This is a genomic window from Paenibacillus sp. AGC31, from assembly GCF_057334655.1.
On record NZ_JBHFJH010000028.1, the window covers coordinates 416,159 to 430,546 of the forward strand.

16 protein-coding genes are annotated in these 14,388 nt (G+C 44.1%); 11 read left to right on the forward strand and 5 right to left on the reverse strand.

Annotated elements, in window-relative coordinates; all coding sequences use genetic code 11:
* Window positions 1-22 precede the first annotated feature (22 nt).
* The gene (gene bshB2, locus ACE04G_RS16095) at window positions 23-697 is read left to right on the forward strand and encodes a bacillithiol biosynthesis deacetylase BshB2 (protein WP_339308403.1); all 675 of its coding nucleotides are present in this window, start codon (window positions 23-25) and stop codon (window positions 695-697) included.
* 122 nt (window positions 698-819) lie between these two features.
* On the opposite strand, the gene ACE04G_RS16100 is transcribed toward bshB2, so the two are convergent.
* Together ACE04G_RS16100 and ACE04G_RS16105 are read right to left on the reverse strand one after the other, a co-directional pair.
* Window positions 820-1,617 carry a hypothetical protein gene (locus ACE04G_RS16100; RefSeq protein ID WP_449004558.1) on the reverse strand — a complete coding sequence of 266 codons (798 nt, stop codon included), beginning with the start codon at window positions 1,615-1,617 and terminating at the stop codon, window positions 820-822.
* A 1-nt stretch (window position 1,618) separates the two neighbouring features.
* The gene (locus ACE04G_RS16105; protein WP_449004559.1) at window positions 1,619-2,500 is read right to left on the reverse strand and encodes an ABC transporter ATP-binding protein; all 882 of its coding nucleotides are present in this window, start codon (window positions 2,498-2,500) and stop codon (window positions 1,619-1,621) included.
* A 139-nt stretch (window positions 2,501-2,639) separates the two neighbouring features.
* Here ACE04G_RS16105 and ACE04G_RS16110 point away from each other — a divergent pair, with 139 nt between their 5' ends.
* The 6 genes from ACE04G_RS16110 (at window position 2,640) to ACE04G_RS16135 (ending at window position 7,645) form a co-directional block, all read left to right on the forward strand.
* A complete protein-coding gene (locus ACE04G_RS16110) occupies window positions 2,640-3,239 on the forward strand; it encodes a TetR/AcrR family transcriptional regulator (protein WP_221819399.1) in 600 nt (199 codons plus the stop codon).
* Between the two features lie 329 nt (window positions 3,240-3,568).
* Window positions 3,569-4,957, forward strand: a complete 1,389-nt coding sequence (locus ACE04G_RS16115) for a right-handed parallel beta-helix repeat-containing protein (RefSeq protein WP_339184977.1) — start codon at window positions 3,569-3,571, stop codon at window positions 4,955-4,957.
* Window positions 4,954-5,535 carry a nitrous oxide reductase accessory protein NosL gene (locus tag ACE04G_RS16120; RefSeq protein ID WP_339184979.1) on the forward strand — a complete coding sequence of 194 codons (582 nt, stop codon included), beginning with the start codon at window positions 4,954-4,956 and terminating at the stop codon, window positions 5,533-5,535. The genes ACE04G_RS16115 and ACE04G_RS16120 overlap by 4 nt, the downstream gene beginning before the upstream one ends.
* Window positions 5,536-5,563: 28 nt before the next feature.
* Entirely contained in the window at window positions 5,564-6,385 is an 822-nt protein-coding gene (locus ACE04G_RS16125) for an ABC transporter permease (protein WP_339185400.1), read from the forward strand.
* Window positions 6,378-7,091 (forward strand): heme ABC exporter ATP-binding protein CcmA, encoded by a 714-nt coding sequence (ccmA, locus tag ACE04G_RS16130; RefSeq protein WP_339184981.1) that lies wholly within the window; start codon window positions 6,378-6,380, stop codon window positions 7,089-7,091. The genes ACE04G_RS16125 and ccmA overlap by 8 nt, the downstream gene beginning before the upstream one ends.
* Window positions 7,092-7,093: 2 nt before the next feature.
* Entirely contained in the window at window positions 7,094-7,645 is a 552-nt protein-coding gene (locus tag ACE04G_RS16135; RefSeq protein WP_339184983.1) for a TlpA family protein disulfide reductase, read from the forward strand.
* A gap of 176 nt (window positions 7,646-7,821) precedes the next feature.
* Here the strand turns inward: ACE04G_RS16135 and metE are convergent, their stop codons facing one another.
* On the reverse strand, window positions 7,822-10,116 hold the full coding sequence (gene metE / locus ACE04G_RS16140; RefSeq protein ID WP_221819396.1) for a 5-methyltetrahydropteroyltriglutamate--homocysteine S-methyltransferase: 2,295 nt from the start codon (window positions 10,114-10,116) through the stop codon (window positions 7,822-7,824).
* Window positions 10,117-10,415: 299 nt separating this feature from the next.
* On the opposite strand from metE, the gene ACE04G_RS16145 reads away from it, so the two are divergent.
* Window positions 10,416-10,814 carry a DUF3888 domain-containing protein gene (locus ACE04G_RS16145; protein WP_221819395.1) on the forward strand — a complete coding sequence of 133 codons (399 nt, stop codon included), beginning with the start codon at window positions 10,416-10,418 and terminating at the stop codon, window positions 10,812-10,814.
* Between the two features lie 16 nt (window positions 10,815-10,830).
* Window positions 10,831-11,454, forward strand: coding sequence for a hypothetical protein (locus ACE04G_RS16150; RefSeq protein ID WP_221819394.1), 624 nt, complete (start codon window positions 10,831-10,833; stop codon window positions 11,452-11,454).
* A gap of 73 nt (window positions 11,455-11,527) precedes the next feature.
* On the opposite strand, the gene ACE04G_RS16155 is transcribed toward ACE04G_RS16150, so the two are convergent.
* On the reverse strand, window positions 11,528-12,193 hold the full coding sequence (locus tag ACE04G_RS16155) for an MBL fold metallo-hydrolase (protein ID WP_449004560.1): 666 nt from the start codon (window positions 12,191-12,193) through the stop codon (window positions 11,528-11,530).
* A gap of 205 nt (window positions 12,194-12,398) precedes the next feature.
* On the opposite strand from ACE04G_RS16155, the gene ACE04G_RS16160 reads away from it, so the two are divergent.
* Complete coding sequence (locus tag ACE04G_RS16160) at window positions 12,399-12,869, forward strand: GNAT family N-acetyltransferase (protein ID WP_221819392.1); 471 nt, start codon at window positions 12,399-12,401, stop codon at window positions 12,867-12,869.
* A 143-nt stretch (window positions 12,870-13,012) separates the two neighbouring features.
* Here the strand turns inward: ACE04G_RS16160 and ACE04G_RS16165 are convergent, their stop codons facing one another.
* Entirely contained in the window at window positions 13,013-13,378 is a 366-nt protein-coding gene (locus ACE04G_RS16165) for a winged helix-turn-helix transcriptional regulator (RefSeq protein ID WP_449004572.1), read from the reverse strand.
* 105 nt (window positions 13,379-13,483) lie between these two features.
* Between ACE04G_RS16165 and ACE04G_RS16170 the strand changes: the two genes are divergently transcribed.
* Window positions 13,484-14,341 (forward strand): arginase family protein, encoded by an 858-nt coding sequence (locus ACE04G_RS16170; RefSeq protein ID WP_221819391.1) that lies wholly within the window; start codon window positions 13,484-13,486, stop codon window positions 14,339-14,341.
* The last annotated feature ends 47 nt before the right edge of the window (window positions 14,342-14,388 follow it).

A 14,388-nucleotide genomic window follows, 5' to 3' on the forward strand; every position in this document is an offset into this window, starting at 1 on the left:
GAAAGCGGAGGATTGAATAACCATGAATACTACACACAACGAGCATGAGCGCATCTTGGTGGTATATCCACATCCAGATGATGAAGCTTTCTCTGTATCGGGAACGTTAGCCAAATACATAGATGGCGGTGCCCATGTAACCTATGCTTGTCTAACACTTGGCGAGATGGGGCGCAATATGGGGATTCCTCCATTTGCCAACCGAGTGACGTTGCCTGCCATCCGTAAAAAGGAACTCATCGAAGCTTCTGAAGCGATTGGTATTCAGGACCTGAGAATGCTGGGTTTCCACGATAAAATGCTGGAGTTCGAAGACCCACAGTTATTGGAAGATACCATTACGTCGCTACTTAAAGAGTTGAACCCCACGCTGGTCATTACGTTCTATCCAGGGTACAGTGTTCATCCCGATCATGATGCAACGGGAGCCGCTGTTATACGTACAATCGCTAAACTTCCTGTGGATGAACGTCCGATGGTTCACTGCGTTGCGTTCGCTAATAATCAGGAACAGTACATTGGCAAACCGGATGTATTCGTTGACGTATCCGAATTTTTGGATCGGAAAATGGCGTCGATTCGTGCCCACCGTTCACAATTCCAAGCAGCAGAGCTTGTAGGAAATCGTGAGCTGAATAACGAAGAAATCAAGAAACGTTTTGGCAGAGAAACATTTTGGACCTATCCATTTGAATAAATGATTCAACGGAAGTCGCACACGTTCAAACGGGACGAAGCAGAGGTTTATCCATGCTTCGTCCCGTTTACGTTAATCCATCATTGCTGCCCTTTGCGGGAGTAGATCAAACTATACCCGGATTATATAGGCAAATCTTTTCTATCAAAAATAATAATTCCTGCAGCATACAGAAGTGCTGCAAGTCCTGCGAACACAGCCATTCCCACATACGCGTAGCTGTCACCTGCGAACAATCGCACCGGATCGAACAAGGAATATAATGACATATTGCTAATCCAGCTTAACGTTTCTCCTGAATCGCCCAGCATTTGCAGTAGTACAAACGCTACAGGAACACCGGCCCCGAATCCAAGGCTATACTTGCTTTCATTTGCCAAACAAGATGCGAAAAAACAGATGCCATTGATGGCGTAATACATCAGAAGGGCGTAAAGATTAAGCCAAATGAAATTGTTAATATCCATAAGCCCCGGAAACATGATAGATGATACAACAAGAGTTAGTACCGTAATCCAGCAAAAGATCGCTGTTATTGAAATCAGACTGTAAACCGCTTGGGTAACAGCAATACGTTTTCTTGAGTTGGACGTTGAAAGCAGATAGGACATACTTCCTTTATCAACATGAGCGGCCATTATTCGGTGGTTCGTAATGATGGAAACAATCATGGGGAACAAATAGAGAAGAAGACTGTAAAGTGTTCCGGAAAGAAAGGTGAGCAAAGTGGTTCCAACGTTCATTCCCATAGCATTGATGAGCTCAGGAGGAAGCATATTCAACATTTCTTTTAGTGCATCGACACTATCAGGATCGAACATACCTATCAGCATAATGGAGTAAAAAGAATATATGGCTACAATAAGAAACCAAATGAACCGATTGGCCCGCATGTTTGCTTTAAATAATGCCCAAGACATATTAAATTTGCTCCTTCCCATAAAAGTCCATGAAAATTTGCTCAAGCGTTTGGGGAGGACACTCCATATCAATAACCTTACATTGGGAGAGTACCCTGAGCACTTGGTCATATCCATCCGTAATCTTAATCTCCACGCGTAAGGGACCCAATTCAGTATAAAGGAGGCCGTTATTTTGAAGCACCTTTATATCCTCCGCATGCGCCAGAGCGACTACAACGCTCTTCGGCAGTGTCGTTTTTAGCGAGTTTAGGTTCTCCACGGTTACGATTGACCCTTCTCGTATGATGCCCACACGTTCACAAGTGTGATCGACTTCATCAAAGAGGTGGGAAGACATGAGTATCGTTTTGCCCCGGTTTTTTTCCTCAATAATCAATTCGACAAATCTTCTCTGCATCAGCGGATCCAACCCGCTTGTAGGTTCATCAAGGATAAGCACCGCAGGGTCGTGCATAAAAGCGGCGATCAACCCTACTTTTTGTTTCATCCCCTTGGACATTTTGCGGATCTTCTGACCTGAATCCAACTCGAATCGGTTGATTAATTGATCGCGGAGCAATATGTCCTTACGACCTCTTAAATCATCAATAAATTCCAGAAAATGCATGCCTGTCATGTTATCGTAAAATGCGATCTCACCAAGCACATAACCCAAATTCTTCTGTATTTGTGCTGCTTCCTTTCTGCAGTCTAAGCCGTTGATGCTAGACATCCCGCTGGAGGGATTCACAAATCCCATCAGATGACGTAGAGTAGTTGTTTTTCCGGCTCCATTGGGCCCAAGAAATCCAAAGACCTCTCCTTCTTCAACGTCAAAACTCACATCCCTAATTCCCTTACCGTTTGAATAGATCTTGGTTAAAGAGTGGACCTTGATCATTGACCTCAACCTCCACGGATAATTATGTAACAATATTCTTTCTAGTTACATAATATTGCTAGCTTGAATGGATGTCAATAAAAATATAACATAGAGATATCTTGTTACATAATTCGCGGAGGATAGGACGGTAGATTCCATGAATGGCTTCGAAAAACGCAGAGAACAGAAAAAAAAGCAAATCCTGCAATCACTAATCGATATGATCATGACTCGAAATTTTAAAGAAATCGGTGTAAGGGAGATCGCGCAACATGCTGGTGTTTCTCCTGCATCCATATATAACTTTTTTGGAAGCAAAGAAGAATTGGCCAAGGAGATTTTTTACCATCAAATTGAGGAATCGGGAAAGGAATTCAGTCTTGTAATGAACTCCGATATTCCTTTTGAAGATAAGATGAGTAAAATGTATGAGGTATCCGTAAACAATCAAGAGACGTTGAATAGTGAGGGCATTAAGAATTTTATGTTCGAAGATCCAGCATTCAAAGAGCATGTTGAGGATTATGCCAGAAACGTTGTCATCCCTGAGCTTATGAAGCTGATCGAACAAGGCAAAGCCGAGGGAAAAATAAAAGGAGGCGTATCGGCAGAAGCCATCATGATTTTTATGAATGGGATCATGACCATGTTGAGCGAACCATCTTTTGCAGAAAAACTTAATGTAAATGTGCGAAAAGACTTGGGCAAGCTGTTTCTTTACGGAATTCTGGGTAAGAGGGAAGAAGAAGACTATTGATCACAATACACCTTCGTTTAGGAAGTCGCCTATATGGCGGCTTTTTTTTAATTTACATCACAATATCGACACAAAAATGTAGTGTCTATAGCCTAATTGAGCTATATGGAATAAATAACATTTTAAGTACACTGTGATCAGGATTGTGATAACGCTTCATTTATTACGTTGCTTCAATGAATGAGAGACATGAAATGTTGGATTTTAAGTGGAATGGAGGGATGGTGTGTACAACCAACGTATACATGGGATTAACGCAAGACTGGTTGAATGCATTGCCACAGCAATAAGTAACTGTAACAAGAAGCCAGAATTGCGCGTGAAGATTCATGGGTAATCCTCGGGCAGGATTGGGTGCATTCGACAGTTGTAAGAAGAGTCGGGTTACGGGTGTAATTTTTCTAATCGGAATGATGATGCTCCTACTATCTCTTCCGCAAGGTGCAATCATGGCCTCCTCCGGACATCGTGAGCTCATTCCCCTTCAGCCTATGATTGACCGTTCTACACCTGGAGAAGTCATTAAACTTGCATCAGGTCGTTATTCTGGACCGGTGACGATTGACAAAAACATCACCATTCAGGGTGATCCTACGGTCGTAGTTGTTAATGCGGAAGCCACCTCTACGATAATGATTCGCTCGGATGGGGTGAAATTGAGCGGTTTTACAATTGAACATGATACGAATGAACAGACTGCAGCGATTCAGGTTGAAGGGAAAAACAGTGAAATTACGGATATGCATATTCAGACCCAAGGGTATGGGATGATCATCCGGAATTCGAGTCATGCAACGATTCAACGGAACAACATTACTTGGTTGGGGGCTGATTCTGCTTCCAGTCGCCAGAAGGGCAATGGCATTGATCTGTACAACTCCCATGATAGCTACATTGAGGCCAATGAGATCACTGGCATGAGGGATGGAATCTATCTGGAGAACAGTCGAAAGTCTACCGTGCAAAATAACAGGCTGTTACATACAAGGTATGGCATCCACTGTATGTACATTGACGGCTCTTCTGTCATGGACAATACCGGAGAGGAGAACATGACAGGTGCCATGATTATGGGTGTCAAGAATACGGTCATATCGGGGAATTCCTTTCGCAAACAAAGTACCAATGTTCACTCCCAAGGGATTCTGTTGTATGACGTACATCAATCTTCTGTTCACAACAATGTAGTGGAGGGTAATCGTGTCGGCATGAATATTGCAGAATCCTCAGGCAATGAGATCCGTGGCAATGCGGTGCTTCGGAATTTTGTTGGAATCCAGCTGGTCCTGGCAGAAGGTAATGAGTTTACACGTAATCGATTGGTATCCAATGTCATTGAGGCTTCCGCGCTGGATAGCCCGAATAATGTCCTGATGGAGAACTACTGGGACTCTTTTCAGGGGCTCGATCTGAATCAGGATGGAATCAGTGAAATTCCCTATGCCATCAATCCTTTTTATGAGCAACTGGTCAGTCGAAATTCTGCGTATCAGCTCTTTTTCCAATCACCGGGTATGGTCTTTCTGAGTGACTTGTTTACAGAAGGCAGAGAACAATGGACTACCGACAAATCGCCACGAATGAGCATGGATACGAAATCTGATCTGAACATGTCAGTGGAAAGTGCTACAGGTTCCAAGATGGTGTGGATGTTCGGGTTAGTTCTGTTGGGTATGGCAACTTTTATAATCATCTATATGGGGGTATTACGAAAATGAACAAAGGCTTGAATAGAAGATGGACATTGGTCATGGTACTTATGTTTGGCATGGTATTGTTAACCGCTTGCGGAACAAAATACGCGGCATTGCCGATCAATGAGGACGTGGATATCTGTGCGATCTGTAAAATGCAGGTGAAGGACGACGCATATGCAACACAGCTCACTACGAAAGACGGCCAAAATTACAAGTTCGATGATATCGGTTGCATGAACCAGTGGAAAACAGAAAATGGCACCGATAACATCGGCATGGACTATGTACGTGATTATAATGATAAGGAATGGATTGAATACAGCAAAGCCACGTATGTATACGACGCTTCATTACGCACGCCTATGGCCTATGGCATTCTTAACTTTAAGGACAAGCCCTCGGCTGAAGCTTTCATTGCAGAGCAAGGTGTGGGAACCATTATGACCGCTGAGGATCTTGCTTCTCATGACTGGAAGCAGAACACGGAGAATATGGACATGATGGGTGAACATGGGCATGGTAAGCACGGACATGATGATGAAGGAGACAGTAATGAGATGCACCAGGAAGGTGAGAAGAAAGAAGAGTCAGGCCACTAGGAATGACAATAGAAAATGGTGATCAATGATGTCAGATATGATACAGATTGCAAGACGAGAAGTGAAAATGGGATTTCGCAATCCTTGGGCGTATTCGTTTCTGATCCTTTTTTGTACCTTTAGTTTAAGCTTGTTACTTCTGAATTCACAGAATCTGGTTGAAGGATATTCGGGAACCACAGGTTCCATGTTGAATCTCATTCTCTACCTTTTGCCATTAATGACGCTATTCCTCGGTTCCTTCTCACTAACATCCGAAAAGGAAGACGGTAGCTGGCAACTGCTATCCACGTATCCCATCGGCACGATGTCTTTTATTGTGGGCAAGTATCTCGGGCTCTCGATTGTTTTAATCACCATTGTTGCGTTTGGATACGGCCTGATGGGGGTCATTAGCGGAGTAATCGGGAATCCAATGGATGTCATGACATATCTTCTCTTTCTGGCATTTTCCTGTGGACTGGTGTTGTTATTCCTGACACTGGCTCTCTTTATCGGTTCGTTGTCGCGTAATCGGTGGCAGTCGTTGACGATCTCCGTGACCGTATGGTTTTTCGCAGTCATTGGGTGGCCGACCTTATTGCTCTCTGTGCTGGGACTGATGCCTTATCTGTGGGTGAAACCGCTGCTGGTTATGCTAACGCTCATCAATCCGGCCGAGCTGGTGCGCTTGTATGTCGTGATCAAACTTGGGGGCGGCTCTATTCTGGGACCAGAATATTATCGATGGGTGGAGTGGGTGCAGCAACCCAGTGGCAGTTGGATCTTCATCGGGATATGCCTGTTCTGGATTGCCTTCTCTGTCGTAGCGGTATATGCAATCTGGGAGAGGGGGCGTTCTCATGGATAAAGTGGGACTCGAAGTGATGGAATTGTGTAAATCCATTAAAAAGCAACAAATTGTTCAGGATATCTCCTTTCGCATAACTTCAGGCCAAGTGCTTGCCCTCTGTGGAGGGAATGGCGCAGGGAAGAGCACAGTGCTGCGTATGATCGCCGGAATTCTTCGGCCTACCTCCGGTGAGGTTGTGGTGAACAATGTGCGATGGTTGAAGGAGCGCAACCGTTATTCACAGCAGATTGGATATATGCCGGACGATTATCAATTTAATCAGGGACTGACCGCAGAGGAAGTACTTCTGTTCTGGGCTTCTCTAAGGAAAGTTCCCAAGGAGAGAGTGCAGGAAGTACTGACCATGGTAGGGTTGGCGGATCAAAAGAACAAACGGGTTACGACCTTCTCCAAAGGCATGCGCCAGCGTGTGTTATTCGCTCAAGCTGTGCTGTCCAAACCTCCACTGCTCATCATGGATGAGCCAACAAATGGATTGGACCCATTCTGGATGCAGGAATTAACTCAGCTGCTCAAGGGAATCAAACAGGATGGTCACATGGTCGTGTTCTCGACCCATCAGTTGGAGATTGCAGACGACATTGCGGATCAGGTGATATTCATGAACCATGGACGTAATGTTGGAGAGGGCTCGACTCACGATTTTTGTGATCAATTCGGTTCGCTCCATGCAGCATTTCATCAAAGTCTTGGTTTAAAGTGAAGGTGAGTTTATTGCAGAAAAAGAGTTTTAAAAGCAGACGTACACTTACAATTTTGATTGGTGTAGTTGCATTGCTCGCAGGTACATGGGCCATTTTCGAAAATGTATCGACACCCGAATCTCAGCGAGGCAACGCTATTGAAGCAGGTGCAAAAGCCCCTGAGTTCACAGCGGTTAATTCAGCAGGGGAACAAGTCAGCCTGTCCGATTATCAGGGCAAAGCCGTCATGATTAACTTCTGGGCTTCATGGTGCACACCTTGCGTAAGGGAGATGCCGCTCGTTCACCAGATTGCTCAGGACTATCAGAACGATGTGGAAACCCTGTTTGTTAACGTGGGGGAATCGAAGGGCACGATCCGTGAGTTTATGGATAAGCAGGCGTTTGATTTTCCAGTGATTATTGATGTGACGGGCAACATATCAGGTATGTATCGTATTACAGGTTTGCCCGCAACGATGGTTATTGATGGGGATGGGGAGTTCCGTCACATACTGCTCGGTGAACTGACCGAAGATATGCCGTTGCAGCAATGGCTGGAAGAGAGTATCTAGTCGTAAGCTTTGGATGGTGGTGAGAAAAGGGCAGGAACGCCAGAGATCGCCATGTTACAAGTGAAATGAATGTACGTTAAAAGTAACTACAAAAAGTAACCATATAAAAAGCCGGACACCCATTTAACGAAGGGGTGTCCGGCTTTACTTTTGAAGCTATGCTGCTTCGCAGCTGATTACAATACAGCAGCTGAAGCGTGATTGGTGCGAGCGATTCTGGTTGCGTCAACCATGTTACGCAGGGAAGCTACCGTTTCTTCCTGTCCACGGGTTTTTAATCCGCAGTCCGGGTTAATCCAGAACAACTTCGGATCAAGAACACGCAGGGCACGTTCAATCATGCTGCTCATTTCATCTACGCTCGGAACACGTGGACTATGGATGTCATATACGCCAAGACCGATACCGAGCTCATACGTATTTTCTTCAAAACTATGAATCAGTTCACCGTGACTACGGGATGTCTCAATGGAGATAACATCTGCATCCATAGCTTCAATGGAATCAATCATGTCATGGAATTCGCAATAGCACATATGCGTATGAATTTGAGTCGTTTCATGCACTGTGCACGTAGAGATACGGAACGCTTTGACAGCCCAAGCCAGGTAATCGGCTTGTTCATTTTCTTTCAGCGGAAGTCCTTCACGAACAGCCGGCTCGTCAACCTGGATCATACCAATGCCTGCCTGTTCAAGTGCTTCGACTTCCTGTCTCAACGCATACGCTAATTGATAGGCAATCTGCTCACGAGCAATGTCTTCGCGTACGAATGACCAGTTCATGATGGTAATCGGGCCAGTCAGCATGCCTTTGACAGGACGCTCAGTCTGCGATTGGGCATATTTCGTTTCTTCCACCGTCATTTCACCCGTAAATGCAACATCGCCGAAGATAATAGGTGGCTTCACGCAACGTGAACCATATGATTGTACCCAGCCGAACTGTGTAAAGGCAAAACCGGCCAGTTTCTCGCCAAAGAATTCAACCATGTCGGTACGCTCAAACTCACCATGCACCAGTACGTCAATTCCGATCTCTTCCTGAATCTTAATCCAGATATCAATCTGCTCCCGGATGAAGGCAGCATACTGTTCGTTGTTCAACTCACCCTTGCGCCACAACTGACGTGCTTTTCTGACTTCAGCAGATTGTGGGAAACTACCAATCGTTGTTGTCGGGAAGAGTGGCAATTGCCATTTGGCCTGTTGGGCTTCATGACGTTCTGCAAAAGGACGCGAGCGTTCTGGCTGTTGAACACTGATGGAAGCAACGGCTTTCTGTACAGCGGTACGGTTCCGATCTTCGGATTGCTGAAGCGCCAGAAGAGGAAGCTCTGCTTCGTCTATTTTGGCGGTAATCTCTGCACTTGGTGAAGATAAGGCTGTAGTCAAAAGAACAATCTCATCCAGCTTTTCATCTGCAAATGCGAGTGCATTCTTCAGTTCAGATGTAAGTTTTGCCTCGCGGTCTGTGGTTACTGGCACATGCAGCAGGCTGCAAGATGATTGCACGATGATACGTTCAGGTGTCACGAACTCAGTCAATTCATTCAGCAAATTCAGTTTTGCTTGAAGGGAAGCTTTCCAGATCCCACGTCCATCAATAATACCTGCTCCGAGCACTTTGTCTGCCGGGAAACCGGATGTCCGAATAGATTGTGTGTTACCAGAGAGCCCGTGTACAAAATCAAGTCCTACACCTTGAACTGGCAGTGCAACAATCTCGTTGTAGTTTTCTACAGATTCAAAGTACGTTTGCAGCATGATATTCAGGCCTGGAACGGCTGCGGCAAATGTTTTATATATTTTATTCAGACGCTGTACGTCTTCATCGCTTAATTTGGTTACCAGGATAGGTTCGTCGATCTGCACCCACTGAACGCCTTCGCTTGCAAGTTCTTGAAGCAATTGAGTGTAAAGTGGCAGCAAGCGGTCCAACCAAGCGTCTGTCTCGGATTTATCATAACCTTTGGAGAGCTTCAGGAAGGTTAACGGTCCAACAATAACCGGTTTGCCTTCAATGCCGAGTTTTTCTTTTGCTTCACGATAAGCGAGAAGTGGTTTGTTTTCCGTCAGAGTTGGGGAAGCCCCGTCCAGCTCAGGTACTATGTAGTGATAGTTAGTGTTAAACCATTTTGTCATTTCACTTGCTGCGGCATCTTTTGTTCCCCGAGCGATGCCATAATATACGGACAACGGAACAGAGCCACCACTATAAGCAAAACGTTTAGGAATAATGCCAAACATCACGGCTGTATCTAGGATATGATCATAATAGCTAAAGTCATTAACCGGAATGATGTCGATGCCTTTTGCTTGTTGCTTGCGCAAATGATTGATACGGATCTCCTGCAAACGTGCGTGAAATTCATTTTCCTCCAGCTTACCTGCCCAGAACGCTTCCAACGCTTTCTTCCATTCCCGATCAGCACCAATACGCGGATATCCCAATACACTACTTTTTGTCATTGTTTAAAACCCCTCTGCTTTTATGTTACACAAAATTTATCACAGATCCGGAGTTATAATGTAATTCCATTAAATTATACCTAGTTATAGCCTGGGGCTATATCCAAAAGTATATGCTTTATAAGTTGAACTAACGAGTATTTACACTTGCCACTCCGATGACAGAAAGATTATCAATATATCAAGTTTCATCACGTTTACATTCAGATATATAGCTATGGATTAATATTAGATCGTAATAATATTCTGTATGCTTTTGCATTCACTCGGGATAATAGAAAGTAAAAAGGTGGATGAGTATGGTAATTCAAAAACAAATTTTCTTCTCAATACTTGTAGCTATAACATTAATGTTAAATAGTGTTTTCCTATCCACAGATGTTACATATGCAGATCCTGAGTATGTACAACAAGAAAACTATAAGCCGTTAGCACTTACGATACTCAACCCATACATTTCCCGTGAGATTACCAACTATTATCAGGCAAATCATATGCCGATCCCTAGCTACGGTCTATATGATATCCATGTATTGGAACTTAAAAGGCATATACAAGGTGGTTATAACTTTCGAACCGTTCTGGAAGTTAGAACTTTCTACGGTCCACATAACCCGCCAAATGCGAAAGAGATCATTACGTTTGAAATAGACCCCACTAATGTTACAATGGTGAACTACGTTCATACGAATGATTGAAAGGAAGGCGGTACGCATGAATCTATATCACATCCAGTCCACCGTGCACGGAGTCAACAGAGTAACATCATTTCTGGAAGACAATTATATTGGTATTGCTTGGTCAGGTACAGGGGATCTGGAACAAACGCCCCCGGAGCTATGGAAGGAACAGTTGGTTCAACACTATAGCTTGGATGAAGCAGAATTGGCGAGCACACTCGCGACACTACATATGTTTGCTAACCTCATGCAGGATGGAGATTATGTAATAATTAGCGATGATGAATGGACGTATGTTGGGGATATCGGGGATTATTATTACGACGATTCCACTGGCACAGAAAACGACTTGATCTGTCACCGTCGGGGAGTTACATGGTTAGGTCGTATTCCTCTTGCTGAGCTGAATGACAAAGTGCAGGCACTGCAAATTGATTCAGTCATCCTTGCGAAGTTTGAATATCCCATATCACAAGCACAGCTGGATCGAGGTCTTGCAGTCAGTGTAACAGCCGAAGCAACCAACTCTCTCTCAACAGGGGTAGATGAAGCCACGATTCAAACAGCTCTCCAGGTGCTGAGAGAAGCGTTACACAGTGAAGAAGAAGAGCTGCGAATTCGTGCGGCTACAGCCATTTTGCAATATGCCAAGCAATAGGAAGACTATGCTAAGACTAAGAATGGTTATTGGGTTTAGACGGTAACCAATCGCGGATCAGCAATTTTAATATTTATAATCCTTGAGTAAGTTCTGAGATCTGTTCATTTACATTCCTATGACTTCGTCCACCGTGATAACAAACCACAGATGTAATGTCGAGTTCGAAATACTTTTTCAAAGAGAATCGAGCTGTCTCTGTATCCAGCGTAGTTGGTTCATGAATGCCTCCAAGCATGCCGTCTACACTGTACATTGAATCACCGGCGATGAGCGTCTTGCTTTGCTTCAAATATAGACTGATATGATCTGGTGTATGACCAGGTGTATGAATAACGCGAATTCCACCGCAAAACGGCAGTTCCTGACCATCAGACACCGTTTCATCTACTTTGCCCATCGGAGGATGCTCAAGGTGACCATCTTTGAGAAGAGGGAGCTGTCCCTCAATATATGGCTTATCCAGCTCATATGCATATATCTTGACTTGTGAGCCACACTCTTTCAAAATCTCGGGAAGACACCCGATATGGTCCACATCCTGATGTGTCAAAATCACTGCTTTAAGTTGGCTGATCGGCACACCTACCTTTTCGAGTTCGATACATAAATCGTCATATTGTCCAGGGAAACCGGTATCTATTAACACAGCCATTTCTTCATCCCATATCAGAACAGGGTGAATTATATTCCCCTCAAAATCAAGCTGAAGCATTGCTATTCCCTTTGAAATTTCCATAATATCAGACCTCCGAGAGTTGGAATTCATATACATCGTTGCTCGTTATATTTCTTATGTAAACGAATAAAGACGGCAAAAAGATACGTTCAGATGCTTATAGAAATATTCAATGAATGAGGGAATTGACGCTTGCTGTTGGGAATGATAATTTAGATATATCATTTAAACCAATAAGTCCAATAAGATAAAGGGGGTATGTGGGATGACACATATCGTGCATGCAGCAGCTGAAGATATTCGAAGCGAAGATTCGCTGTTACTGATCAAGGAACTGAGTGAAGAACTCGGGTTGTTATATGGCGGTGATGGAACTGCGGGATTTCAACTGTCAGACGTTGAGGTGCCACGTGCGGCTTTTATCGTTGCCAGGATCGACGGGTATCCGGTTGGTTGCGGAGCACTTCGGCCCCTTGATGAAACATCTGTAGAAGTTAAACGCATGTATACACGGAGTGGTTACCGCCGTAAGGGCATTGCCCAGGCGATTTTGGCCGAGGCAGAGCGTATTGCGAACGAACTTGGTTATACCAATCTGAAACTGCAAACAGGTCCCTTGCAACCAGAAGCTGCAGCGTTGTATGAGCGTGTAGGGTATTATCGAATTCCTGTTTTCAGCGGAAATTGGGACAGAGTGTTGGCATATCAGAAAGATCTGGTACACGAAAAAGTATAATTCTACGAATCACAGCTTTTATGATGCTGAACGGACAGAGGAACACAAGATAAAAGTAAAAAAGTCGCCGATTGGCGACTTTTTGCGTTTTAACATACTCCATTTAGTCCAATTATCTCATCTGAGTATATAGACAAAAGCGTTCAATCCGTTGCGCTATTATTGATCGAAGGGTCTTGATGTTGGACACCCCATTCACATAGGCCTTCCAAAACGGGCAATAACGTTTCAGCTTTCGCTGTCAGACGGTACTCGACTTTAGGAGGGACTTGGGGATATTCTTTCCGCTCCACCATACCATCTGCTTCCAATTCTTTGAGCTGTGAACTCAGCGTTTTATACGTGATGGCGCCAATCTGTCTTTTCAGTTCATTAAAACGAACAGGCTGGTTATCAGCCAGAAGATACATAATCACCATTTTCCATTTGCCACCAATGACAGACAACGTGTATCCAAAAGGGGTATCTTGAATGTTTTTAACTTTACCGTGGTACTCAGCCATACTCATCATTTACACTATCCTTTCGGGTAGTACCTATCATAAAAGAACGTACTATTTATTTGTTTGGGCTCAGTTTATACTAACCTTACCTTGATGTAAAGGAGATTTACGATGACTCAAAAAACAATACGTCTGCTTATGCCTCAATGGCAAGGTGGAGATAATCCGAACTACTCTTTTGGAGCGGAACTGCTTGCTTGGCTCGCACCTGACAATAATCAACCTCTCATTCATGTTCCTGTTGAGGCTTATGATGGAACACCTCTGGTAAGCGAGAACGGGATAAAAGGCAGAACACAGCTACTTCAGCAATTGCTGGCTGCCCAGCATATCATTCAAGCTCACCAGCCTGATCGCATTGTCATGTTTGGTGGTGACTGTTTGGTTGAACAAGCCCCGTTTGCTTATTTAAATGAACGATATGGCGGAGAACTTGGTTTGATATGGATTGATGCTCACGGTGATTTGGTTAGATACGAGGGCTATGACAACGGTCATACTTTACCGCTCGGGAACCTTCTTGGGGAAGGAGATCCGGAGTTTGCCAAACATGTGAGAGTCCCTTTGAAACCTGAACATGTCTTCATGGCCGGGTTGACAACCCCCACGGAACAGGAAACCGAAGTGATTCAAAGATTGGGTATCCAAACGGCTGGAACTGAAGAATTAACCTATGGCATGGATTCGATTAAGAAGTGGATTAAAGAGACTGGGTTCAAACATCTGGCAATTCACCTTGATCTGGATGTGCTTGATCCCAACATGTTTCGTTCACTGTTATTCGCCAAACCAGGGGAACCTTATGTGTTTTCGCCAGCGGGAACCATGCAAATACCTCACTTGCTTCATCTGATCAAAGAACTGTCTGAAGAAACAGATGTAGTTGGATTAGGAATAACTGAGCATATGCCGTGGGATGCCATTAACTTGAAGCATTTGCTTGGAGAAATTCCTATTTTGAACCAGTGATATAGGTTATAAGTCGCCAGAATATATCAGGATACTGATATATTAAG